Genomic DNA, 24,108 nt, shown 5'->3' on the forward strand with positions numbered 1-24,108 from the left:
CTCACGCGCATGCTCGCACATTCACTAAAAATGTACACTGTACATTTTATTAACGCTCTGTCGCCTTGGGGAGGTTCTGGCCATGATCCTGTGCCACCAAAAGAAGATTAAATAACATACTTTTATATTTTCAATCTTAGTAAAATAGTATATTTACGTTTTAAAATTATAATATATGTACGCGTTACAATTTGTCTGGGATCCTATTAAGTTTATTGATTTAGGCTTTTTTAAGCTTCATTTTTATAGCATGATGTGGATTGTTGCTTTTGTTTTAGGATTCTATATCACAAAGCGTATTTATAAAAACGAAGGGCAATCTGATGAGTCTCTAGATTCTTTATTTATTTATTCGGTTTTAGGAATTATGTTAGGAGCGCGCTTAGGTCATGTTATTTTTTATCAATCCGAACTTATCACAGAAGACTTTTTTAGCATCTTTTTACCGTTTAGTTTTGTAGATGGCATACGCTTTACAGGTTTTCAAGGTTTAGCAAGTCATGGCGCAGCTATTGCTATGATTATTTCTATGTACATCTACAACAAAAAAGTATTAAAAAAGACTGTACTTTGGATTTTAGATCGTGTTGTTATACCAGTAGCTTTAGGCGCTATTTTTGTTAGAATAGGTAATTTTATAAATTCTGAAATTATAGGTAAAGAAACCGGTTCTGATTTTGGTGTTGTATTTAAACAACTTGGTGAAACTGCTCCAAGACATCCGGCACAATTGTATGAAGCGTTTTGCTATATTTTCGTCTTTTTAATACTCTTCTTTTTCTATTGGAAAACCAAAAAATCGGAGCAACAAGGCTTTTTATTTGGTCTGTTTCTAGTGTTACTATGGACGGTTCGTTTCTTTGTAGAATACGTAAAAGTAAGTCAAGGTGGTATTGAAGAGTATTTTGGTAATGTTCTCTCCACTGGACAATTATTAAGCATTCCGTTTATTATTATTGGCCTTTATTTTATGTTTGTTTACAAACCTAAAACGCAATTGCAATAATGCGTAAAAATTGGTTTAAAATACTATCGATTTCTTGTTTTGGGTTTTGCCTAATAGTATCATCTTGTAAGGATGATAAAAGAATCCAAGAATCTAAACCTATAGTTATTTCATTTAAAAAAGAAGGAGCACTTCAACTTATAAAAGCTGATAACGATTCAATTATACAATCTATAGATATAGAGATTGCTAATACTGATTACGAAATTCAGACAGGTTTAATGTATAGAAACACAATGAAGACTAATCGTGGTATGCTCTTTATTTTTGAAGATGAAGATTACCGTAGTTTCTATATGAAAAACACCCATATTCCATTAGATATTATTTATATCTCAGCAGATAGTACTATTGTTAGCTTTCAGAAAAATGCAAAACCTTTTGATGAAACCTCGTTGCCATCTGAAGTACCTGCAAAATATGTGTTAGAGCTTAATGCTGGTCTTTCTGATGAATGGCAATTAAAGAAAGGAGATAAAATTCAGTTTGATATTTCTAAATAACCTAATAATTAAATATTCCTCATTTCATCATTATTAAATAAGCTTCATAATGTATTTTCGATAGTTATTGAAAAACATCAGGCTAATTAAAATATCGAAATATTAAAAAACAAAAAGCCCGTTCACTATTGAGAACGGGCTTTTAAAATATATTCTAAAAAGAATTAGGCGTTTTCTTCGTCTTCTTCTTTTACTTTTTTCTTTAATGATTCTGCAGCGTCACCTTTCCTAGCAGTATCGTACATAATTGGTGTTGCAATAAATAATGAAGAATATGTACCTACTAACACACCTACAATTAATGCAAATAAGAATCCTCTTAATGAATCTGCACCTAAGAAGAACATGGCTAATAACACTACTAATGTTGTTAAAGACGTATTTAATGTTCTACTTAATGTACTGTTTAATGATGCATTAATGGTTCTTGCAAATTCCCATTTTGTATGCTCATTTAAATACTCTCTAATTCTATCGAATACAACCACGGTATCATTTAACGAATAACCAATTACCGTTAATATTGCCGCTATAAATGCTTGATCGATCTCCATACTAAATGGCATGTATGGCCACGCTAAAGAGAAAATACCTAAAACAATTAATACATCATGGAATACTGCAGCCACAGCACCAAGAGAAAATTGCCATCTTTTAAAACGAATTAAGATGTATAAGAAGACTACAACTAAAGATCCTAAAACTGCCCAGAATGATGATTTTTTAATATCATCGGCAATTGTTGGACTTACTTTACTTGATAACATCTTACCAATTTTAGCATCACCAGAACCATCTAAGAATTCTTGATAGGTTATACCATCTGGTAAGTATTTCTTTATCGCTTCAAATAATTTAGATTGTACTTCTTCATCAGCTTCAGTAGAATTATCTTCAACTTTGTATTTAGTAGAAATTTTTAATTGATTGTTACCTCCAATAGTTTTTACTTCAGCACTATTAAATACAGCAGTTAAATCACTTTTTACTTCTTCTACACTTACATCTTGAGCAAAACGTACTTGGTATGTTCTACCTCCAACAAAATCAATACCTTGATCTAAACCTGTTGTAAATAAAGAACCTAAACTTGCTGCAATTAAAATCCCTGAAATGACATAAGCGATCTTACGTTTTCCTAAGAAATTAATATTTACATTTTTCAAGAAACCTTTAGTTAATGATGTAGAGAAATCTAATTTTCCACCTCTATTAATATACCAATCTACAAGTAATCTTGTAATGAATATAGCTGTGAATAACGATGTTAAAATACCAATGATTAAAGTTGTAGCGAAACCTTTAATTGGTCCTGTACCAAATACAAATAAGATTAAAGCTGTTAAACCTGTAGTAATGTTGGCATCTAAGATTGAAGATAATGCATTAGCAAAACCGTCTTTAATAGAATCTTTTTGAGATTTTCCTTTTGCAATTTCTTCGCGTATACGTTCAAAAATAAGTACGTTGGCATCTACCGAAATACCAATAGTTAATACAATACCGGCAATACCAGGTAAAGTTAAAACCGCACCAAGACCAGATAATACACCAAAGATTAAAAGGATGTTTAACAACAATGCTATATCAGCAAAAATACCTCCTTTGCCATAGTAGAAAATCATCCATAACAATACAAAACCTAAAGCGATTAAGAAAGACTGCACTCCTGAATCAATCGCTTCTTGACCTAACGAAGGTCCAACCTCATCCGCTTGAATAATCTCAGCAGAAGCAGGTAATTTACCAGCTCGTAATACATTTGCTAAATCTGTTGCTTCTTCTAATGAAAATTCTCCTGTTATCTGAGATCTTCCTCCAGCAATTGGTCCAGTACTTACTCCAGGAGCAGAATATACAATATCATCTAATACAATAGCAATATTACCTCTAGTAGTGTATGCCACACCTGTCATTTCTTCCCAAACCTTAGATCCTTTAGCATTCATAGTCATACCTACTGCTGGACGATTTCTTGGATCATATTCTTGATAAGCATCTGTAATTACAGCTCCACTTAATTGTGGCTCGTTATCTCTATTTCCTTTTAATGCATATAACTCTAAAAACTCAGAATCTTTATCTTGAGGCTTAGCCCATGCAAAACGTACATAACGTTGTTCTGCTGGCAATAAATCTCTATTGGCATTTAATTTCTCAATAACTAAACCTTTATCTTTAGCTAAAAAAGTACCAATTACTGGTCCACCTTGTCCTAAACTTTGAATCCCTAATGGATTATTATTTTGTTGCGTAGCAGTAGTATCTTGCTCAATCTGTCCTGTTAAACTTTCAATAGTATTCGATGTAGAATCTTTAACCTGTTCTGCTTCACCTGCTTCTGTTGTTGATTCTTCAGCTTCAGATTTTGCAGCTTCCTCAGTGATTAAACGTTGATTAACTTGTAATACAAAACCAGCTATTTCATTTATATTATATGTTTCCCAAAATTGTAATTGAGCTGTTGTAGTAATTAATTCTACAACACGTTCTCTATCTCTTGCACCTGGCAATTCTAATAAAATACGCCCTGAGTTTCCTAAACGTTGAATGTTTGGAGAGGTTACACCAAAACCATCAATACGATTACGTAAGACTTCGAACGCAGAAACAATAGACTCATCTACCTTAGTAGATATAATACTTTTTACTTCGTTATCCGACATATTAAATTTAATGTCGTCACTTAATGATCTATTTGCAAAAATATCTGGTGAAGCTAATTTTGTATCTCCCTTAATTGCATCGAAAGCGGTATAAAAAGATTCTAAATATGAATCTTGAGAGTCTTTTTGAAGCTGATCAGCATCTTCTAATGCTTGATTAAAAGTTGGATCTTTACTATTATTGGCAAGACCTTTTAATATATCTTTTACAGAAATTTGAATAATGGCATTGATACCTCCTTTAAGGTCAAGACCAAGATTCATTGCGTTATCTTTAACTTCTGAATATGTAAATTTCTTTATTCCTAAGTTAAATGTTTCTTCGGTCTTTAAAGAATCTAAATAACGTAATTCTGCTGTGTTAGAAGCTTTAGCATCATCCGGAAATCTTGTTTGTGCTACTTCTTTTGCGGTGTTTTCAACTTGATTTGCTTTGAATGTAAATGATAATTGATAGATACTTACCAATCCAAATAACAGTGCAAATAGTTTAACTAATCCTTTGTTTTGCATTTCTATTTTGTTTAGTGTCAAATTTTTAAAACGGGCAAATATAAAGTTTACCTTATAATTCGACAATTATTTTTTGTGATTATATATAATGTTATGCTTTAATAAAAGCTATAGAATTTAGGGTTTTGGAGTATAAAACTCGAAAATGTATTACGAGTTTCTATAAGAAGAAGGTCCAGCTCTAACCTCTGGTATTTTATAAGAGAAATGATCAATTGCAATACCAATAGACTTATTAATTTTGTAGGCAACTTTAAATAATCTTTCTGTATGTTTTGAATTTGTATCTAAACTAGATACATAAGGATTTGGATTAAAAAATCGATCCGCTTTAGAATCTAACTCTAAAACATACTTACTATCAAAATCCCATTGAGAATCATTTCCGTTCTGAATCTCATAAACATCTAAATCGTATAAAACTTTAGAGTCGTTTTCTGTGTCGCTATCTTGATTTTTTTGTTGCTTATCCGTATTGTAGTTAAGAGTTATAGCATTATCGTTTGAAAGAATATTTTTAATGCTTGCAACATCGGCATCACTGAAATATGAAATTTTAAGCTGGCCTTGTTCTTCTTTAATTTGGATATTTTCAACTCCAAAATCCTCTAATTGCTTAGTAATTTTAGCAATTGTTTTTTGAGCTTCAGTAGATTGAGTGTCCACTTCTGAAAATTGAAATGCAATCTCCTGATTTGCAATAGTGTTTTGTTGCTGATATATAGCACCAGTTATTGCAAGGACAATTATTAATACATTAAAGTATCTTTTCAATTTCATCAGCCAAATATAAAAAATAAAGGCTGCATATATGCAGCCTTTACTATGTTATCTTAAAAAAGGTTGTAATTTTAAAAAAAAGACTGCAGTGATGCAGTCTTTTTCTTTGTTTATTATCCTTATTAATTCATTTTTCGATATCCTTCAGGCGGTGTTAAGCTAAATTTTTCATCAGCAACTTCTCCCTTTTTAATTTCTGTTATTTCTGTAGTAATAATCATATCTGTACCTAATTGATTCATTTTAGTAACAGAGTATAATGGAAATCCTTTTAATTTATCTCCAAGCATTGTTGCTTGCTGAGATGCTTCTGCTGCTATCTTATCTGTTGTAAACAATTCCATTTCTATTTCTTGTCCTCCTTGATTTATCTTAACAGTATATTGTTTACATTCATAACCCAAAATAGTTTTAGTTTCTGTACCTTCAACTAAATTAATACTATTCAAAACTTCTTCTGTCAATTCTATTTTTTGAAGCATATAGCCTTTTCCTATCGTTGGACTATCCATTATCATTAATACTTCTTTCTTATCCATATCTGATATTGTAGTAACATCACCTGATTGTGGGTTGGATAATTCTGACCTAGATTTAACACCTTTAATATATATTGTAGTTTGCATTTCGCCTAAGCTCGCTATTTGCATCTTAGTTTGTACATTATCACTTGGTGTAGAAATGGTTTGTTTTGAAACTAATATTCCTTCTGTAATTTTTTCTTGGGCTAGTGCCACAAAACTCATTGATAATGCTAGAGCTAGTATTAACGTTTTTTTCATAGTGCTTTTTATTTTTATTTACAATCTACAAGTATACCATTTTAATTTATTGTTACACATAAAACAAAAAAGTCTTTCTAAATATAGTTAGAAAGACTCTTTTAAATTGTTATCTAGAATCTTACAACTCTAATAATCCGTTTGTTTTTTTAACGCCTTCAGCACTTTCTTGCATATGCGCTTTTTCAGCAGCACTTAATTCTATTTCAACAATATTTTCAATACCGTTACGTCCTAGAATTACTGGCACACCAATACACAGATCATTAAGACCATATTCTCCTGCTAATAAAGCCGAACATGGGTACATTTTCTTTTGATCACAAGCTATAGCTTGTACCAACCCAGAAACCGCAGCGCCTGGCGCATACCATGCTGAAGTCCCTAATAATTTTGTTAATGTAGCACCACCAACCTTAGTATCTTCTTTAACTTGGTTTAAACGCTCTTCTGATAAAAATTCTGAAACCTTAACACTATTTCGTGTAGCATGTGCTGTTAATGGCACCATACCTTTATCACTATGTCCACCGATAACCATACCATCTACATCGCTTATTGGAGCTTCTAAAGCTTCTGCTAATCTGTACTTAAAACGTGCAGAGTCTAAAGCGCCTCCCATACCAATAATTCTATTTTTAGGAAGGTCTGTAGTTTTATGAACCAAATAGGTCATCGTATCCATAGGATTACTAACCACAATAATAATAGTGTTTGGCGAATGCTCTATTAAGCTCCCAGATACCGATTTTACAATTCCTGCATTGATACCAATTAATTCTTCGCGTGTCATTCCAGGCTTACGAGGAATACCAGATGTAATAACACAGATATCGCTTCCTGCAGTTTTAGAATAATCGCTAGTACTTCCTACAACCTTTGTATCAAAACCATTTAAAGAAGCGGTTTGCATTAAATCCATGGCTTTACCTTCGGCATAACCTTCTTTAATATCTAAGATGACTACTTCTGAAGCAAAGTTTTTAATCGCTATATATTCAGCGCAACTTGCTCCTACTGCGCCTGCTCCAACTACAGTTACTTTCATTTTTATTTGTATTAGTTATTATATTATTGATTTACAAAAATACGAATTTTAAAAACTCTTTTACTTAAAAAAACTCTAAGAAATAAGTCGTTGATTTTCTGAAAGATTACAAGTTGTAATTTAACCCCAAAGTAAGATTCACAAACCTCCCAAAAGTAAGCATACTATTTACTGAAAAATCACCAATTTTATAATCTAAAGACAGATCGGCTTTAAATTCAGAATTTGAATTCGATGTATTATTTAAAACGGTGTTAAGAATGGACAAAATTAAATCTCCATCACCGCCAACTTCATAATCAAACGTACTTGAGATAAACCCTAAGCCACCAGAAATTGAAAACTTATTTATCTGCTGCGTTGCTGTTAACTGATAGGTAAATGAATCTCCTTGCACTTCTACTGAGTTTAGATTGCCTATAACAACATTGATATTACTAAAGGTATCTTCTACATTAAAGTTAGAATATGCAATTAAGGCTCCTAAACTAAAGTTAGAGGTATTCTTATTAAACCATTGTGATAAATTATGATGCACTCCCACACCAAACGTATTATAACTGGTTTCTTTTATTTCAATTCTAGGTGAAAAACGTCCTATAATCGTAGTTCCCTTCCATACGGTTAGCGCCGCTTGTACTTGTACTTGACTCACGTAATCTTGATCAATACCTTCTGGAGCATCAAACCGAAATGTGTCTCCATTAATAGTACCTTCTAATTCAGAAATATCTGTTCCTCCAATAGACGTTGGAAATGTAACTCGTTCTCCACCATCTATAACCCTTAAATTTCTTAATTGAGATTGATTAATTGAAAACGTCTTAAATTTATCGGGCAATGCCAATACACCTCCTTGTAACGAAAGTTCTAAATTCCATTGTTCTTTTTTTACTGCTGTTGTATACCAACCAGCAGAAGCCTGATAAGAAACACCTATAGCTGCAGGATTGATATATTCTTGAGATAATAAAATTAAATCGGAAACCACATCATCTACATCTTGATTGGTTTGTGCATAAATAGTATAACTAGAGCAACATAACAATGCATAAAAACAGAATGCTTTAAGAAAAGACATAGAGTAGATTTTGGTTAATTTATTGATTAATAGCGTTTAAAAATACAAATAAAAAAAGGCAATTACTAAAATTAGTAATTGCCTTTAAAATAAATTACAACTATTTATCTATGCATCAATATTTGCATAAATAGCATTCTTTTCAATAAACTCTCTACGCGGTGGCACTTCGTCTCCCATAAGCATTGAGAACACACGATCTGCTTCTACTCCATTTTCAATCTGTACTAATCGCATGGTTCTAAACTCAGGATTCATCGTTGTATCCCAAAGTTGTTCCGCATTCATCTCACCTAAACCTTTATAACGTTGAATTTTTGATCCATCACCATAACCTTCAACAATCTGATCACGTTCTGCATCAGACCATGCATATTGTTTTTTAGCACCTTTTTTAACCAGATATAATGGTGGTGTAGCAATGTAAATATGCCCGTTTTCTACCAATTCTTTCATATATCTAAAGAAAAAGGTCAAAATTAATGTTGCAATATGACTACCATCGATATCGGCATCACACATAATCACAACTTTATGATATCTTAATTTAGAAAGATTTAGAGCTCTTGGGTCTTCTTCTGTACCAATTGTAACTCCTAATGCAGTGAAAATATTCTTAATTTCCTCATTCTCAAATACTTTATGCTGCATCGCTTTTTCTACATTCAATATTTTACCACGTAGCGGTAAAATGGCTTGAAATGCTCTATCTCGCCCCATCTTAGCTGTTCCACCTGCAGAATCTCCCTCGACTAAATATATTTCACATTTTTCAGGATCTTGTTCAGAACAATCAGATAATTTTCCAGGTAAACCACCAATACTCATTACCGTTTTACGCTGCACCATCTCGCGAGCTTTCTGTGCTGCATGACGCGCTTGTGCTGCTAGAATTACTTTCTGTACTATGGTCTTAGCATCGTCAGGATTTTCTTCTAAGTAATTCGTTAGCATTTCTGAAACCGATTGACTTACCGCTGCAGAAACTTCTCTGTTTCCTAATTTGGTTTTTGTTTGCCCTTCAAATTGCGGTTCTTGTACTTTTACAGAAATAATAGCTGTTAATCCTTCACGGAAATCATCTCCGGCGATATCAAACTTTAATTTATCTAACATTCCTGATCCATCAGCATACTTTTTAAGTGTATGTGTTAAACCACGACGGAAACCAGATAAATGTGTTCCTCCTTCATGTGTGTTTATATTATTTACATAACTGTGCAAATTCTCAGCATACGATGTATTGTATATCATAGCAACCTCTACTGGCACACCATTTTTCTCACCTTCAAACGCAATAACATCTTTCATTAAAGGTTCTCTGTTACCATCTAAGAATTTAACAAATTCTGGTAGCCCATTTTTAGAGTGAAATGTTTCTCCTTCAAAAGAACCATCTTCTTTTTTATGACGACGATCTACTAAATGAACTGTAATCCCCTTATTTAGGTATGCCAATTCACGCATACGACTTGCTAAAGTGTCGTAATTGTATTCTAACGTCTGTGTAAATATTGTAGCATCTGGCTTAAAAGTTACTGTTGTTCCTCTTTTGTCAGTATCTCCAATTGTTTTTACAGGATATAACGTTTTACCACGCTCATACTCTTGCTCCCAAATTTTACCATCTCTATATACCGTAGCTCTTAAATGCTCGGATAATGCATTTACACAACTTACACCAACACCATGCAATCCACCAGAGACTTTATACGAATCTTTATCGAACTTACCACCAGCACCAATTTTAGTCATTACAACCTCTAGCGCAGAAACCCCTTCTTTTTTATGGATATCTACAGGAATACCACGACCATCATCTTCAGTAGTAATAGAATTATCTTCATTGATAATTACAGTAATATTATTACAATGCCCAGCAAGTGCTTCATCAATAGAGTTATCGACAACCTCATATACTAAATGGTGTAACCCACGTGTACCAACATCGCCAATATACATGGAAGGACGCATACGTACGTGCTCCATACCTTCAAGGGCTTGAATACTATCTGCTGAATAATTATGCTTGTTAAATTCTTCTTTTTCTTCGCTCATTATATTTTGAATAAGATTAAGTTCTAATTAAAATAAAAAAATGATACAATTGTATCATTTTTCGGTACTATCAAAGATACGAAATAACCTATCTTTTTAAAAGCTTTTTATGGATTGAAAGCAATAATTATTAACATTTGTTAATTACTTAAAAGTGGCTTAAAAGGCTTAAAAATGTTCTTAAAATTGATTTTGTGTTTTTTATACATGCTTCATAATATAGCTTTTTCAAAAAAAGCTTTAGAAGCTATAATTTAAAGTTAGACTTGCTAGATTCTTTACCCATTTTCAGCGTCTTTCTTCTATAATGTTCTGTGAGAATTATTGCAGTTATTAATTTATAAAGCGATAAGTATACTAATAACAAGAACGATTTCGGCAATGACATACTTAAAGTATTTGCCCACCATCGCTGAAGCTTCGGCGGATGAACCTATGTTACTTTCAATAAGTAAGTTTATACTTGTTTGGCGAAAGAATTTAATCATAGTTTTATATTCTAATTTTCAATTTGTATACTTATCAAAGGTCTTGTAGATCTTTGATTTTGCTTCATTTCGACTGCGCTCAATGTGACAGCAAAATTTTGTTTCGATAATGAAAGAATTTAGCATAATTTGAAGTTAATTGTCATTCAGAGCGAATGTAATGAAGCGAAGAATCTCTTTATGATATTCCTCGTCGTTCCAAAATATTGGAATTCTGTCGGAATGACAAAAGACTTTGTTTTCTTGAATTAGTGAACGACGCATATAACAGAAGAATTTAATCATCTTTTAATTCATTTTTCAAAATTTGAATAGCCTCTCGAGATTTTTCTTTTATTCTATTGCCTCTTGACTCCATAAAAAAATATAAATCGGATCTAGCTTCTAAGTCTAAGTGTGCATGAATAAGCCATTGTGTTTTCTTGCTCTCACTTATAGGTTTACCTAATTTTTGATAAAAATTCTCTGGAAAACCTAAATATTTATTTTTTTCATCACTTTCTTTAATTGATCGACTAATGAGTTTTTCAATGATTATAATAAGCTGTTCTTGCTCTGACCCTAATTGAATCAACACCTCTCTTTGACGCTCACTTAACAGGCTCGAATTCCCTGATGCTTGCATATCTAAAAATGTATGATTTACTGGTATGTACCTGTAATAACTTGTTAAAACATTTCTACTACTATCTATTAATATATCTATAGGTATATTTCCTTTATCAAAAAAAGAAAAGTAATTATTGATACTTTCTTTATAAATATTACTTGTTCTAATTAGGTCATTTATGTTCAATGTATCTTGTATAAGGTCATTAATAATCTTATCTACATAAATGTCAGATTTAGATTTAGTCTTTCTGCCTTCATTCCAATTGTTAATCTGCAATGCAATAAGGATTCCTATAACTACAAGAATAATTTCGCCAATAGCGTATTTAAAATATTTACCAGTTTTGTTCTGCTCCATAAGGTTATATCGTATTTTTCTAAAAAGTTTAATCATTCTTCTAATTATGTTTCTTTAAAGATAAATTTATTAAAACACCCCTAAAGTCCCCTCAAGGGGACAAGTTTTTAATACGTATCTTTATAATGTCCCCTTGAGGGACTTTAGGGGTGTCAATTTAAAAGCGCTTTAATTTTGTTTCGATAATGAAAGAATTTAATCATTAGACTCGTCTGTTTTACTTTCTTCTTTTTTGTATTTAAATATCAACCGTACTACAATGCGTAAAATCAAGGCAAAAGCAACAAGGTATATTATGGTTTTAGTTTCCAAATAATTATTTTTTAGTTATTAATTAAGGCTATAATGCGTAGCGGACCTCCACTACCGTCTTTTATTTTCATTGGCAAGGCAATAACTTCAAAATCTTTGTTTGGTAATTGATCTAAGTATGCTACGTTCTCAAAGACTGGTATATTTTCTGATAACAAAATGACATGGCTTTTAAAATACTCGGATTGTCCATAATCAATACTCGGTGTGTCTATACCTATAGATTCTATATTTCTATTTTCTACTAACCAAGTGGCAGCTTCTGGTGAAAGTCCGGGGAAATGTAATAATTTTACAGCTTCATCACCACGCTCATCTGTGCCTAAATACTTTAATTTATCTGGGTAATATTTTGAGTGTCCGGTTTGCAAAAGTACAATTGAGCCATCTTCGATTTGGCCATTCTCATTTTCCCAATCTAAAAAATCTTGTACACTTACTAAATAATCTACATCTAATAATGCATTAGCAGAAACATCTATTTTAATGCCTTTCCCTATTAAGCGTTCTAGAGGAATTTCATCCGTAGAATGTTTGCCTTTAGAGAAGTGAATCGGTGCATCTATATGCGTACCTCCATGTTCGGCAGTTTCAAAATTATTTGCTGCATAGAAGAAGCCTTTATCGGTATCTCCTTTTGCAACAACATCTAATTGAAATTCTTTAGCAGTTACCCAATACACTGTTTCTTCAGAAAACGTGTGTGTTAAGTCAATTATACGCCTTGCTTTCGGTATTTCTTCGTTTATAATTTTGGGTTCTAGCTCATTCTTCTTTTTTGCACAGGATAGAATAATACCACATAGCAGGTAAATAATGCCTAATTTAATTCTCATGATAATGTTTAAGTTATTGAATCGGTATTAATTAGACTTTAAAGATAATTGTTTTAATCAAAATGGAATATTAAAAAACTGATCCATTCAATATAAAATAAAGCTTTTTATAATTCCTTTTTAAACCTCATTTTTCCACTTCAACCTTTTTTAATTGTATAGAGGTCTGTTCTCATGCTTTATTTGCATCAACATTAAAATAGATAATTAATAATAGTGATGTGCTTACTAGAAGATTTTAATAACGATTCTGACCATAATGTTCTTAAAGGAACTCATGTAACATGTGTTGAATATATTCATCCATTAGATGCTATTGATATAGAGGTTAGCTTTAATGAAGTGCTTTACTTATATATTAAAACAGGTGAAGCAAATTTAGAATCTTACAAAGGCGCTTGTAATATTAAAGCTGGTACATCTACAATTATAAAAAATGGCAAATATATATTGTCAAAGAGTCCATCTATAGGTTATAAGTCCTTTAAAGCTTACTTATTTTTCTTATCTAAAGAAGCTTTAAAACAATTTCATTATAAAAACCCACTTAAAGAAGATCAGCTATCTAATGAGATTAACAATGTTATACATATTGATAATTGTGCATTTTTAGATCAGTTAAACTCTAGCATCTCACTATTATTTAATAAAACATACATACCTAAAATAAAACAAACCTTGATTGATTTAAAATCAATTGAGTTATTACATTATTTATCTATAAATCCTCTAAGCTCTACTATAAACAATGCACTCTATTCTGCTTTAGAAGATGATAACTATAATTTTAAGACTGCCATAAACAATAATATTTTAAACAATTTAAGTATCAGTGAATATGCTAGTTTATGTCATATGAGTCTATCAAATTTTAAAAGACGATTTCAAACTGTTTATGGTATATCACCAGCAAAATGGATAAAAAACAGAAAGTTAGAGCACAGTTTATATTTATTAGAATCTGGTCAATATAAAATCAATGAAATTGCATACAAATGTGGTTTTAACAATTCTAAAACGTTTAGACGTCTTTTTAAAGATAAATATAAAATGCTTCCTAGCGCTTTTTACAAAACTGCTGAGAGTGAGTCTTTTTTAATTTCAAATTACACCTTATAGCTGTTAGTAAATCTTAAAGTAATTATTAACAACTATTACATGATTTAGTTTTTTGGTTGATTGGGAAAAGGGGTGATTTCAAATCTTTGAAACACCCCTTTTATTTTATACAATCTTGGATTATTAGTAGGCTTCATCGTGTACTTTAGCTACTGCTCTACCACTTGGGTCATTCATATCTTTAAATGCTTCATCCCATTCTAAAGCAATTTTTGTACTGCAAGCTATACTAGGTTCTTGCGGTACACTTAATGCCGCAGCATCACTAGGAAAATGACTCTCAAAAATAGTACGGTAATAATATTCTTCTTTATTTTGAGGTGTTTGTATTGAGAATCTAAAATGAGCGTTAGACATCTGTTCATCACTCACTTCTTTACCAACAACTTCTTTTAAAGTATCGATCCAACTGTAACCAACACCATCACTGAATTGTTCTTTTTGACGCCAAGCTACAGATTCTGGAAGCATGTCTTCAAACGCTTTACGAATCACCCATTTCTCCATACGCTCGCCATTAATCATTTTATCTTGTGGGTTGATTCGCATTGCTACATCCATAAACTCTTTATCTAAAAATGGTACACGTCCTTCAATACCCCAAGCAGCTAAACTTTTATTGGCTCGTAGACAATCGTACATGTGCAACTTGTTTAATTTACGTACCGTTTCTTCATGAAACTCTTTAGCATTTGGTGCTTTATGAAAATACAAGTAACCACCAAATAACTCATCTGCTCCTTCACCAGATAACACCATTTTAATACCCATAGATTTTATAACTCTTGCCATTAAATACATTGGTGTGCTTGCTCTTATCGTTGTAATATCATAAGTTTCTAATTGATAAATTACATCTTTAATTGCATCTAAACCTTCTTGAATGGTGAACTTAATTTCGTGATGCACAGTACCAATATGATCCGCAACTTTTTGTGCTGCAGCTAAATCTGGAGATCCATCTAAACCTACAGAAAATGAATGTAATTGTGGCCACCAAGCTTCTGTTTTATCATCTGCTTCAATACGTCGCTGCGCGTATTTTTTTGCTATTGCAGATGTAATTGAAGAGTCTAATCCACCCGAAAGTAAAACTCCGTAAGGCACATCGCTCATTAGTTGTCTGTGTACTGCATCTTCAAGAGTTTGACGTAATGTTTCTATTTCGGTTTTATTATCTTTCACAGCTTCATAATCTTGCCATTCGCGTTTATACCACTGTACAAATTTTCCATCAACACTACTCATATAATGACCTGGAGGAAATAATTCAATTTTAGTACACACTCCTTCAAGTGCTTTTAATTCTGAAGCCACATAGAATGTTCCATATTTGTCCCAACCTATATACAATGGAATAATACCCATATGATCTCTAGCTATGAAGTATTCATCTTTTATAGCATCATAAATAGCAAATCCAAAAATACCATTCATGTCATCTAAAAACGTATGGCCCTTTTCTTTATATAACGCCAAAATAACCTCACAATCACTTTCGGTCTTAAACTTATAGTCCGGAAATTGATCACGCAGTATTCTATGGTTATAAATTTCTCCATTAGCTGCTAAAATGATTGATTTATCCTCACTAAACAAAGGTTGTTTTCCAGATCCTGGGTCTACAATAGCCAAACGTTCATGGGCCATAATTACTCTGTCATCGCTATAAATTCCACTCCAATCTGGTCCACGATGTCTTATTTTTTTAGACATTTCAAGAATCTGAGGTCTTAAAATTTCTGATTTTTGTTTTATATCGAACGCACATACAATTCCGCACATAATGTTTATTTTATTATTAATTACGAAACAAATATGATTATTAACTTTTAAATTATAAATATATAATGCTTTATTGATTACAAAATGAAACTAATATATTACAAGTTGTTGATTTTTGAAATAAAAATACGCACATATTCCATAATAAATATCAATATGTAAACTTTACTGTTTTTTTACGACCATTAGGCTTAATGATTATATAAAAATATAACCAACTAAATAATTTATTTCTTATTATGAAAAATTCAAGATTACTTACAGCAGTTGTTTTTGCTTTTGTTTTATTATTATCAACAAATGTCAATGCACAAAAATTCCCTAAGTTAGATGCAAGCCCTATGGATGTTGCTTCTTTCCCTAATGATTACAAAGTAGCAAATAAGCTTGTAAAGGTAGCTTATAGTCGTCCTCAACTTAAAGGTAGAGATATGGCCAAATTAGCTCCAAACGGAAAAGTATGGAGAACTGGAGCTAATGAGTCTGCAGAGATTACATTTTATGTAGATATGAAATTAGATGGTAAAACCATTAAAGCTGGAACTTATAGTTTAGCTACAATTCCTGGAGAAAAAGAATGGACTATAATTATTAACTCTGAATTAAATGCATGGGGAGCTTATTTCTACAAGCAAGAAAATGATGTTGCCAGATTTAATGTTCCTGCAACTACTGCTGATGAATCTTTAGAAGAATTTGCTATGGTATTTACAGAAGCTGATAACGGTGTACATCTTAACATGGGATGGGGAAATACGCGTGTAGCTGTACCATTTACTAAATAAAATAGAACCGCTTTTATATAGAAAAAGCCTTGATACATTTATAGTATTGAGGTTTTTTTATGCTCTAAAAGTTTAACAAGACTTTTTGATTCTTAACAGAATCAGAATAGAATAATTACTTAATTTTACCTGTTTTATAAATTCAAACCACAAAATCATGAAAAAATCATCATTTATTACAAGTTTAGCTTTTGCTTTTGTAATGTTATTATCATTTAACGCTGAAGCTCAAAAGTTTTCTCCTTTAGATAAAAGCCCTTTAGATTTAGCTTCTTTTTCTAGTGAAGGCGGTAAAGCTATTAAAGTATTTTACAGTAGACCTTATTTAAAAGGAAGAACTATTGGTACTGATTTAGCCAAATACGGAAAATTATGGAGAACTGGTGCTAATGATGCAACGCAAATACAGTTTTTACAAGACATGAAATTTGCCGGAAAAACAATTAAAGCTGGTGCTTATTCTTTGTTTACAATCCCTGGAGAAAAAGAATGGACTATTATTATAAGTTCTGTTTTAGATCAATGGGCAACAAGAGGTTACAATGAATCTAACGAAGTTGCTAGACTTACAGTTCCTGCTACTAAAGGAGAAGAGTCATTAGAGAATTTCTCTATTGCTTTTGCATCTTCAGATAATGGAGCTACTATGCATATGGGTTGGGGTACTGTACGTGTTGCTGTTCCTTTTACAAAATAAGTAGACGTTAGAAAAATAAAAATGTTCCGTTAGTTATAAAATACTAACGGAACATTTTTTTGCTATTACTTATTTAAAGTAAAATCTTATAATGATGGTACATCTCCCCAATTCTCCCCAGTTTTAATGCGTCGCAACTGCATTGTTGTTATACCAAACCGCTTAGCTATAATTTTTAAACGCGTGCGACGATCTGGATCATTTATCATCTTTTTAATTAATCTCACATTATTCTCTGTGAGCTTAGCATAAGCTTTGTTTTTATTCTTTACAGCTTCTATATATTTAGTATTCTTAAACTGGTGTAATTCTTTTTCGCGCTTTGTTGCCCATTTTAGATTGTCTACATGATTATTGCATTTATCGTAGTCTAAGTGAATTACACAAACACCATCTCCTTGTTCTAAAAAACTTTCAGCAATAACCTTATGGAGGTAAAATGTTTTAAATTTTTTATGCTCAATTTTCTTAACTCTAAAATATGGATAACCATTCATTATATATGGTTTAAACAAATGTGCTTCTCCATTTTTAATGCGCACAAGCCTTCCGTAATTTGAAATGTGATAATTTTCTTCAGGATGAATAGTTTCATCAAAACGAACTGTTTTCCAACGTTCGTGTCGTAAATTCTGTATATTATTATATGTCATTTTAAGCTATATTAATAGGGGTAATAGCCTATAGGGTTATTTATGTTTAAGGGATATTCAAATATTTATGAGTTTGTAAACTTACTTTCCATTTAGGGTTTGCCATAACATAATCTACAATTTGTGGCATCATTTTATCACGCTTACTCCATTCTGGTTGTAGATACAAAATACAATCTTTATTCACTTGAGCTGCTTGCTCTTCAGCAAACTTAAAATCGTCTTTATTATAAACAATACATTTTAGCTCGTGGGCTTTACCGTATATTTCATCGGTAGGTAATTTCATTTTTTTAGGAGATAAGCAAATCCAATCCCATTGACCAGTTAATTTATAAGCTCCAGAAGTTTCTATATGTGTCTGTACTCTTTTTGTTTTTAACTGATTTGTCAATGGCTCCATATCCCACATTAGAGGCTCGCCTCCTGTAACAACAATAGTATTACTATATTTTATGGCATTTTCAACAATTTGTGTCGTTGCTGTCGGCGGATGTAATTCTGCTAACCAGCTTTCTTTAACATCACACCAATGACAACCTACATCGCAACCACCAATTCGTACAAAATATGCCGCTGTTCCTTTATGGAATCCTTCTCCTTGAATAGTATAAAACTCTTCCATTAAAGGCAACAAATGTCCTGCATCAATTAAATCTTGCCGTTCTCGTCTTGTCATAGTTTGCAAATATATGGTTTAGTTGGTAGTCGTAGTCACAGTAATCAGTAAAAACCGAAACTATAAACTGAGGCTGAATACCGTCAACTACTTAGCCGCTATAACTTCAATTTCTATACTTGCTCCACCAGCCAAACCAGCTGCGGCAAAAGTAGTCCTTGCTGGTTTTTTAGTAAAGTATTGAGTATACACAGAATTAAATGCACTAAATTCAGTAATATCTTTCAATATTACAGTACACTTAACTACATTATCTAAAGATAGATTATGATGTTCTAAAACAGCTTTAATATTCTCAATGACTTGTTTTGTTTCTGCAGTAATGCCTCCTTCAACTAAAGTCCCTTTTTTATGATCTCTACCTATTTGACCTGCTAAAAACAAAAAATCACCCATTTCTACAGCATCACTAAATGGAGTATTACTTCGTGTTGGCTCATGAGATTTATGGAAAATTATTTCAGATTCTTTTTCTTTACAAGATTGAACAACAATCATAAAGAAAAGGCCAAAAAGTAAAAGTATACGCTTCATAGAATTCTATTTTAAACTTGGCTAAAATTACATTATTTTTATGCAAATTTTAAATGTAATGCAAAATAGAGATACATTTTTTAAACACATCACTGAAGGCAACACTAATAAAGGAGAATATATCACTTTAGGTGCTGCTATGCTCGATGGAGAAACTATTGAAAATGCTTTTGTAAATGTTCCTTTAAAGACAATGAATCGTCATGGATTAATTGCTGGTGCTACAGGTACAGGAAAAACAAAAACACTTCAAGTTTTAGCAGAGAATCTTTCAGAAAAAGGTATACCAGTACTTTTAATGGATATTAAAGGAGATTTAAGTGGTTTGGCTCAACCAAGTCCTGGCCATCCAAAAATTGATGAACGTCATGCTAAAATAGGTTTGCCTTTTGATGCTAAATCGTTTCCTGTTGAAATTTTATCCTTATCTGAACAAGATGGTGTACGTTTAAGAGCTACTATTAGTGAATTTGGCCCTGTTTTAATTTCTAGAATTTTAGATGTTACTGAAACTCAAGCAGGTATTATATCCGTTATTTTTAAATATTGTGATGATCATAAACTACCTCTTTTAGATATTAAAGATTTCAAGAAAATATTGCAATATGCTACTAGTGATGGCAAAAAAGAATTTGAAGCGACTTACGGTAGAATTTCATCATCATCTACAGGGGCAATTCTTAGAAAACTTGTAGAAATTGAGCAACAAGGTGGAGATCTGTTTTTTGGAGAAAAGTCTTTTGACACTCAAAACTTATTAAGAATTGATGAAAATGGAAGAGGTTATATTAATATCATTCGTTTAACAGACATACAAGATAAACCTAAGCTATTCTCAACATTTATGTTAAGTTTATTAGCTGAAATCTATTCTACATTTCCAGAACAAGGAGATAGTGGTCGACCTGAGTTAATCTTATTTATAGATGAAGCGCACCTCATTTTTAATGAAGCTTCCAAAGCTTTATTAAATCAGATTGAAAGCATTGTAAAACTTATACGTAGTAAAGGTGTTGGTTTGTATTTTGTTACTCAAAATCCTACGGACGTGCCTGAAGCTGTTTTAAGCCAGTTAGGGTTAAAAGTACAACATGCATTAAGAGCTTTTACAGCTAAAGACCGAAAAGCTATAAAGCTCACTGCAGAAAATTATCCAGATACAGATTATTACGATACTGCTGAAGTTTTAACCTCTTTAGGTATTGGTGAAGCTTTAGTTTCTGCACTTAATGAAAAAGGAAAACCAACCCCATTAGCTGCTACTATGATGCGTGCACCTATGAGCAGAATGGACGTATTAACTGATGGTGAATTGAGTAGTTTATTAGCAGACTCTAAACTTGTACGCAAATACAATGAAGATATTGATCGTAATAGTGCTTATGAAATTTTAACTAAGAAAATTGAAGATGCAGATGCTGAAGAAGCACGTATAAAAGCCAAAGAAGAAAAAGAAGCGCTTAAAAAAGCAGAATCGAAAAGTAGAACTACAACAACACGTAGAAGAAGTACTAGTAGAAGAAGCACAAGACAACACCCATTGGTTAAAGTATTAACAAGTCCTACAGTAATTCGTAGCGTTTTGGGTATACTTACCAAAATGATAAAATAAACAACATTATATATTTTAAAAATAGATGAAGAAAACCCTATTTCCTATTATTCTTTTTTCGCTTATAATAGCAGGCTGCGCTAAAGATAAATCTCAAAATCCATTTGCGGTTAAAAAACACGGCGTAGGACTTATAAACGACTCTACACAAATCAAAGATTTAAAAACTATTTTTAGTAATGATTCTATATCGAATTATAAAGAAGATGATAGTTTTACAGGACGTATTAATACTATTGAGATTTTTGAAAAAGGTAGTAGTAATCCGCTTTTAGTTATAACACCTACTGAAGCATTAGACTCTACAGCAACTATAAGTTCTATTCGATTAATAGATTCTCGTTATAAAACCGACAAAAACATATCTGTGATAAGTACTTTTAAAGATATTAAAGAAGCTTATAAGATTAATAAAATTACCAACCTTATAAATTCTGTTTTAGTTTCTGTAAACGAATTAGACGCTACTTTTACTATAGACAAAAAAGAATTACCAGCCAATATGCGTTACGATTTAGACTTAAAAATTGATGCCATTCAAATACCAGATGATGCTAAGTTAAAATTCTTTATGGTTCATTTTTAGAGTCTTATTATGAAAAAAAAATACACCTTACAAACTGCTCCTTTTATTGTACCTACTGATGATGGTAAACTTATAAAAGAGCATTTTGGTTTGGCTAGTGATGGCAATGCTCAAGTAAGTATTGCGCATATGGTAGCTCCACCAGGTTGGTCTGAACCTTTTCAAACTCCCGAGTTTGATGAGTATACCTTTATCATCAAAGGCAAAAAGCAATTTATTATTGATAAAGAAACCATTGTACTAGAAGCCGGTCAATCTATAAAAGTTGAAAAACATACACAATTGCAATATTCAAACCCTTTTGAACATCCTTGTGAATATATTGCCATTTGCCTACCTGCATTTTCGATAGACACTGTTAATAGAGAAGATTAAATGAAAAACACCATTGTAAAAACTGTTGGTGGTATTATTAACGGGTTGAGTTTTATTTCTCCTAAATACGCTTCTAAAAAAGCTATTAATCTATTTGCTACACCTAGAAAAGGACGCTATAATCCTGAGCAAAATAAAATTATAGAATCCGCTTTTTTTGAAGAGTTTCAAGTTAATAATCATTCTATTGCAACGTACCGTTGGCCTGGAAAAAACAAAAGTGTTTTATTAGTTCATGGTTGGGAAAGCAATGCATCTCGCTGGAAATATATTTTAGAAGATTTAAAAGCGCAAGATTATAATATTATAGCTATAGATGCACCAGCACATGGTAAATCTAACGGTAAACAATTTACTGCCATACTGTATGCCGAGTTTATACATATCATTTCAAAAAAACATAAACCAGAAATTATTATTGGTCATTCAGTCGGTGGTATGGCTGCTATATTCAGTTTACATCAGTATAAGTTAGCATCTGTAAATAAAATTATAACTCTAGGGTCACCTGCACATTTTACCGGAGTATTTAATCGATATGTTGATATGATGGGTTATAATAAAAGAATAGAAAAAGGTTTTAATCGTATTGTTATAGATCGTTATAACAATCCTATAGATTATTATAATGCTGCAAATTTTACAGCTGAATTTATCGGTGTTAAAGGATTAATTATTCATGATAAAAAAGATACGATTATACCTTATGAAGACGCTTTACTTTTTACTTCAAAATTTAAAAACTCTGAGTTAATTAGCACAACTGGTTTTGGTCATGGGTTACGTGATGTTTCGTTAACATCGAAAATAATTAGTTTTATTAATAAATAACTGTTGTACATTTATAGCATGTCTGATTCTAATCTAAAACGCCTTAATAAATACCTTAGCGAAGCTGGTTACTGTTCTCGAAGAGAAGCAGATCGCTTAATAGATGCTGGTAGAGTTACAATTAATGGTGTTGTACCCGAAATGGGCACAAAAGTAGCTCCAGATGATATCGTAAAAGTAGATGATAAAATTATTGATGGTGGCAAAAAAGAGTTTATATATCTAGCATTTAATAAACCTGTAGGTATCGTTTGCACTACAGATACACGTGTAGAAAAAAACAACATTATAGATTATATTAATTACCCAAAACGCATATTTCCTATAGGTCGGTTAGATAAACCTAGTGAAGGTTTAATACTACTAACAGATGATGGAGATATCGTTAATAAAATATTGCGAGCTAGTAACAATCATGAAAAAGAATATATTGTTACTGTAGACGCACCTATTTCACAAACGTTTATAGAACGTATGGCTGGCGGCATTTATCTCGAAGAATTAGGACAACGCACAAAGAAATGTACTGTTAAAAAAATTGACAAATACACGTTCAGCATTATACTAACACAAGGATTGAATCGTCAAATCCGTCGTATGGCAGAGTATTTAAATTATGATGTACAAACACTAAAACGTGTACGGATTATGAATATAAAATTAGATATGCCTGTTGGACAATACCGAGAATTGACTAAAGATGAATTTAGTAAATTAAGTACGTTGATTAGCGCATCTAAAAAAACGCACGAAACTAAAATTGCACCTCATAGAAAGAAACATTAATCCAAAAAAATAACATATTATGTCTACAATATCGCCTTTTCATCTCGCTATCCCTGTTCATAATCTTGAAGAATGTAGAGTATTTTACACCAAAACTTTAAACTTAGAAGAAGGTCGTAGCAGTGATCATTGGGTCGATTATAATTTCTTTGGTCATCAACTGGTTATTCACTACAAACCAATCCCGATAGCTATCGGGACTGAAGAAGATAATCATACAAATTCTGTAGACGGAAAAGATGTGCCTGTACCACATTTTGGAGTGGTATTACCTTGGAATGATTTTAAAACTTTTGCAGATCTTTTAAAATCTAAAGGCATTGCATTTATTATTGAACCTTATATACGATTTGAAGGTTTAGTGGGCGAGCAAGCCACTATGTTTTTTAAAGATCCTGCTGGTAATGCATTAGAGTTTAAAGCTTTTAAAGATATGAGTCAGTTATTTGCTAAGTAATCTGAGTTTGATTAACCTCTAAAAATTCTAATAGTCAATTATTAAAATATAAGTTCATTTTTTATATCCTGCAAGGTCTTTTTTTAACCTTGTAGGTAAAATCATAATTTTGGAATAGCAGTTCCATCAATAATCGAACTCAGGTATATAATTCCTTCTTTACTAT

The 24,108-nt window shown here is 31.9% G+C and carries 23 protein-coding genes; 11 read left to right on the forward strand and 12 right to left on the reverse strand.

Annotation, left to right across the window (positions count from 1 at the left end; genetic code table 11):
* Window positions 1–175: 175 nt before the first annotated feature.
* Both lgt and K8Z87_RS12790 read left to right on the forward strand, forming a co-directional pair.
* Window positions 176–1,006 (forward strand): prolipoprotein diacylglyceryl transferase, encoded by an 831-nt coding sequence (lgt, locus tag K8Z87_RS12785; protein ID WP_227477969.1) that lies wholly within the window; start codon window positions 176–178, stop codon window positions 1,004–1,006.
* Entirely contained in the window at window positions 1,006–1,509 is a 504-nt protein-coding gene (locus K8Z87_RS12790; RefSeq protein WP_227477970.1) for a DUF192 domain-containing protein, read from the forward strand. The genes lgt and K8Z87_RS12790 overlap by 1 nt, the downstream gene beginning before the upstream one ends.
* Before the next feature lie 164 nt (window positions 1,510–1,673).
* Here the strand turns inward: K8Z87_RS12790 and secDF are convergent, their stop codons facing one another.
* The 8 genes from secDF to K8Z87_RS12830 form a co-directional block, all read right to left on the reverse strand.
* Window positions 1,674–4,688: a protein translocase subunit SecDF gene (gene secDF, locus K8Z87_RS12795; RefSeq protein WP_227477971.1), complete on the reverse strand. Its 3,015-nt coding sequence runs from the start codon at window positions 4,686–4,688 to the stop codon at window positions 1,674–1,676.
* A gap of 150 nt (window positions 4,689–4,838) precedes the next feature.
* A complete protein-coding gene (locus tag K8Z87_RS12800) occupies window positions 4,839–5,468 on the reverse strand; it encodes a hypothetical protein (RefSeq protein ID WP_227477972.1) in 630 nt (209 codons plus the stop codon).
* 122 nt (window positions 5,469–5,590) lie between these two features.
* Window positions 5,591–6,250, reverse strand: coding sequence for a DUF4412 domain-containing protein (locus K8Z87_RS12805; protein WP_227477973.1), 660 nt, complete (start codon window positions 6,248–6,250; stop codon window positions 5,591–5,593).
* 121 nt (window positions 6,251–6,371) lie between these two features.
* Window positions 6,372–7,298 (reverse strand): malate dehydrogenase, encoded by a 927-nt coding sequence (locus K8Z87_RS12810; RefSeq protein ID WP_227477974.1) that lies wholly within the window; start codon window positions 7,296–7,298, stop codon window positions 6,372–6,374.
* 106 nt (window positions 7,299–7,404) lie between these two features.
* Window positions 7,405–8,379 (reverse strand): DUF6588 family protein, encoded by a 975-nt coding sequence (locus tag K8Z87_RS12815; RefSeq protein WP_227477975.1) that lies wholly within the window; start codon window positions 8,377–8,379, stop codon window positions 7,405–7,407.
* A 108-nt stretch (window positions 8,380–8,487) separates the two neighbouring features.
* Window positions 8,488–10,437 (reverse strand): DNA topoisomerase (ATP-hydrolyzing) subunit B, encoded by a 1,950-nt coding sequence (gene gyrB, locus K8Z87_RS12820; RefSeq protein ID WP_227477976.1) that lies wholly within the window; start codon window positions 10,435–10,437, stop codon window positions 8,488–8,490.
* A gap of 765 nt (window positions 10,438–11,202) precedes the next feature.
* The gene (locus K8Z87_RS12825; RefSeq protein WP_227477977.1) at window positions 11,203–11,895 is read right to left on the reverse strand and encodes a DUF6090 family protein; all 693 of its coding nucleotides are present in this window, start codon (window positions 11,893–11,895) and stop codon (window positions 11,203–11,205) included.
* A 323-nt stretch (window positions 11,896–12,218) separates the two neighbouring features.
* Window positions 12,219–13,043, reverse strand: a complete 825-nt coding sequence (locus K8Z87_RS12830; RefSeq protein ID WP_227477978.1) for a cyclase family protein — start codon at window positions 13,041–13,043, stop codon at window positions 12,219–12,221.
* A 219-nt stretch (window positions 13,044–13,262) separates the two neighbouring features.
* On the opposite strand from K8Z87_RS12830, the gene K8Z87_RS12835 reads away from it, so the two are divergent.
* The gene (locus tag K8Z87_RS12835) at window positions 13,263–14,162 is read left to right on the forward strand and encodes a helix-turn-helix domain-containing protein (RefSeq protein WP_227477979.1); all 900 of its coding nucleotides are present in this window, start codon (window positions 13,263–13,265) and stop codon (window positions 14,160–14,162) included.
* Between the two features lie 123 nt (window positions 14,163–14,285).
* On the opposite strand, the gene asnB is transcribed toward K8Z87_RS12835, so the two are convergent.
* Window positions 14,286–15,947: an asparagine synthase B gene (asnB, locus tag K8Z87_RS12840; protein WP_227477980.1), complete on the reverse strand. Its 1,662-nt coding sequence runs from the start codon at window positions 15,945–15,947 to the stop codon at window positions 14,286–14,288.
* A gap of 239 nt (window positions 15,948–16,186) precedes the next feature.
* Between asnB and K8Z87_RS12845 the strand changes: the two genes are divergently transcribed.
* Both K8Z87_RS12845 and K8Z87_RS12850 read left to right on the forward strand, forming a co-directional pair.
* Window positions 16,187–16,732, forward strand: coding sequence for a DUF2911 domain-containing protein (locus K8Z87_RS12845; protein ID WP_227477981.1), 546 nt, complete (start codon window positions 16,187–16,189; stop codon window positions 16,730–16,732).
* 157 nt (window positions 16,733–16,889) lie between these two features.
* Window positions 16,890–17,429, forward strand: coding sequence for a DUF2911 domain-containing protein (locus K8Z87_RS12850; RefSeq protein ID WP_227477982.1), 540 nt, complete (start codon window positions 16,890–16,892; stop codon window positions 17,427–17,429).
* A gap of 86 nt (window positions 17,430–17,515) precedes the next feature.
* Here K8Z87_RS12850 and K8Z87_RS12855 read toward each other — a convergent pair whose 3' ends face one another.
* The 3 genes from K8Z87_RS12855 to K8Z87_RS12865 form a co-directional block, all read right to left on the reverse strand.
* Window positions 17,516–18,082 (reverse strand): HNH endonuclease, encoded by a 567-nt coding sequence (locus K8Z87_RS12855; protein WP_227477983.1) that lies wholly within the window; start codon window positions 18,080–18,082, stop codon window positions 17,516–17,518.
* 46 nt (window positions 18,083–18,128) lie between these two features.
* A complete protein-coding gene (locus K8Z87_RS12860) occupies window positions 18,129–18,761 on the reverse strand; it encodes a 7-carboxy-7-deazaguanine synthase QueE (RefSeq protein ID WP_227477984.1) in 633 nt (210 codons plus the stop codon).
* Between the two features lie 87 nt (window positions 18,762–18,848).
* Window positions 18,849–19,295, reverse strand: a complete 447-nt coding sequence (locus tag K8Z87_RS12865) for a Rid family detoxifying hydrolase (RefSeq protein ID WP_227477985.1) — start codon at window positions 19,293–19,295, stop codon at window positions 18,849–18,851.
* Window positions 19,296–19,335: 40 nt separating this feature from the next.
* Here K8Z87_RS12865 and K8Z87_RS12870 point away from each other — a divergent pair, with 40 nt between their 5' ends.
* The 6 genes from K8Z87_RS12870 to K8Z87_RS12895 are packed head-to-tail and all read left to right on the forward strand — an operon-like array spanning window position 19,336 to window position 23,942.
* Window positions 19,336–20,907 (forward strand): helicase HerA-like domain-containing protein, encoded by a 1,572-nt coding sequence (locus K8Z87_RS12870; protein ID WP_407704204.1) that lies wholly within the window; start codon window positions 19,336–19,338, stop codon window positions 20,905–20,907.
* Between the two features lie 25 nt (window positions 20,908–20,932).
* Window positions 20,933–21,493 (forward strand): hypothetical protein, encoded by a 561-nt coding sequence (locus K8Z87_RS12875; protein ID WP_227477986.1) that lies wholly within the window; start codon window positions 20,933–20,935, stop codon window positions 21,491–21,493.
* Between the two features lie 9 nt (window positions 21,494–21,502).
* Window positions 21,503–21,868 carry a cupin domain-containing protein gene (locus K8Z87_RS12880; RefSeq protein ID WP_227477987.1) on the forward strand — a complete coding sequence of 122 codons (366 nt, stop codon included), beginning with the start codon at window positions 21,503–21,505 and terminating at the stop codon, window positions 21,866–21,868.
* Complete coding sequence (locus K8Z87_RS12885; protein ID WP_227477988.1) at window positions 21,869–22,699, forward strand: alpha/beta hydrolase; 831 nt, start codon at window positions 21,869–21,871, stop codon at window positions 22,697–22,699.
* 18 nt (window positions 22,700–22,717) lie between these two features.
* Window positions 22,718–23,485: a pseudouridine synthase gene (locus K8Z87_RS12890; RefSeq protein WP_227477989.1), complete on the forward strand. Its 768-nt coding sequence runs from the start codon at window positions 22,718–22,720 to the stop codon at window positions 23,483–23,485.
* Between the two features lie 19 nt (window positions 23,486–23,504).
* Window positions 23,505–23,942 carry a VOC family protein gene (locus K8Z87_RS12895; RefSeq protein WP_227477990.1) on the forward strand — a complete coding sequence of 146 codons (438 nt, stop codon included), beginning with the start codon at window positions 23,505–23,507 and terminating at the stop codon, window positions 23,940–23,942.
* The last annotated feature ends 166 nt before the right edge of the window (window positions 23,943–24,108 follow it).

The organism is Winogradskyella immobilis (genome assembly GCF_021887715.1).
Taxonomy (GTDB): Bacteria; Bacteroidota; Bacteroidia; order Flavobacteriales; family Flavobacteriaceae; genus Winogradskyella; species Winogradskyella immobilis.

Coding starts and splice junctions, on each gene's coding strand:
- K8Z87_RS12885 (WP_227477988.1), top strand. CDS start 21,869: ATGAAAAACACCATTGTAAAAACTGTTGGTGGTATTATTAACGGGTTG.
- gyrB (WP_227477976.1), bottom strand. CDS start 10,437: ATGAGCGAAGAAAAAGAAGAATTTAACAAGCATAATTATTCAGCAGAT.
- K8Z87_RS12835 (WP_227477979.1), top strand. CDS start 13,263: ATGTGCTTACTAGAAGATTTTAATAACGATTCTGACCATAATGTTCTT.
- K8Z87_RS12810 (WP_227477974.1), bottom strand. CDS start 7,298: ATGAAAGTAACTGTAGTTGGAGCAGGCGCAGTAGGAGCAAGTTGCGCT.
- K8Z87_RS12875 (WP_227477986.1), top strand. CDS start 20,933: ATGAAGAAAACCCTATTTCCTATTATTCTTTTTTCGCTTATAATAGCA.
- K8Z87_RS12790 (WP_227477970.1), top strand. CDS start 1,006: ATGCGTAAAAATTGGTTTAAAATACTATCGATTTCTTGTTTTGGGTTT.
- lgt (WP_227477969.1), top strand. CDS start 176: ATGTACGCGTTACAATTTGTCTGGGATCCTATTAAGTTTATTGATTTA.
- K8Z87_RS12815 (WP_227477975.1), bottom strand. CDS start 8,379: ATGTCTTTTCTTAAAGCATTCTGTTTTTATGCATTGTTATGTTGCTCT.
- K8Z87_RS12850 (WP_227477982.1), top strand. CDS start 16,890: ATGAAAAAATCATCATTTATTACAAGTTTAGCTTTTGCTTTTGTAATG.
- secDF (WP_227477971.1), bottom strand. CDS start 4,688: ATGCAAAACAAAGGATTAGTTAAACTATTTGCACTGTTATTTGGATTG.
- K8Z87_RS12800 (WP_227477972.1), bottom strand. CDS start 5,468: ATGAAATTGAAAAGATACTTTAATGTATTAATAATTGTCCTTGCAATA.
- K8Z87_RS12845 (WP_227477981.1), top strand. CDS start 16,187: ATGAAAAATTCAAGATTACTTACAGCAGTTGTTTTTGCTTTTGTTTTA.
- K8Z87_RS12860 (WP_227477984.1), bottom strand. CDS start 18,761: ATGACAAGACGAGAACGGCAAGATTTAATTGATGCAGGACATTTGTTG.
- K8Z87_RS12830 (WP_227477978.1), bottom strand. CDS start 13,043: ATGAGAATTAAATTAGGCATTATTTACCTGCTATGTGGTATTATTCTA.
- K8Z87_RS12865 (WP_227477985.1), bottom strand. CDS start 19,295: ATGAAGCGTATACTTTTACTTTTTGGCCTTTTCTTTATGATTGTTGTT.
- asnB (WP_227477980.1), bottom strand. CDS start 15,947: ATGTGCGGAATTGTATGTGCGTTCGATATAAAACAAAAATCAGAAATT.
- K8Z87_RS12890 (WP_227477989.1), top strand. CDS start 22,718: ATGTCTGATTCTAATCTAAAACGCCTTAATAAATACCTTAGCGAAGCT.
- K8Z87_RS12825 (WP_227477977.1), bottom strand. CDS start 11,895: ATGGAGCAGAACAAAACTGGTAAATATTTTAAATACGCTATTGGCGAA.
- K8Z87_RS12805 (WP_227477973.1), bottom strand. CDS start 6,250: ATGAAAAAAACGTTAATACTAGCTCTAGCATTATCAATGAGTTTTGTG.
- K8Z87_RS12895 (WP_227477990.1), top strand. CDS start 23,505: ATGTCTACAATATCGCCTTTTCATCTCGCTATCCCTGTTCATAATCTT.
- K8Z87_RS12870 (WP_407704204.1), top strand. CDS start 19,336: ATGCAAATTTTAAATGTAATGCAAAATAGAGATACATTTTTTAAACAC.
- K8Z87_RS12855 (WP_227477983.1), bottom strand. CDS start 18,082: ATGACATATAATAATATACAGAATTTACGACACGAACGTTGGAAAACA.
- K8Z87_RS12880 (WP_227477987.1), top strand. CDS start 21,503: ATGAAAAAAAAATACACCTTACAAACTGCTCCTTTTATTGTACCTACT.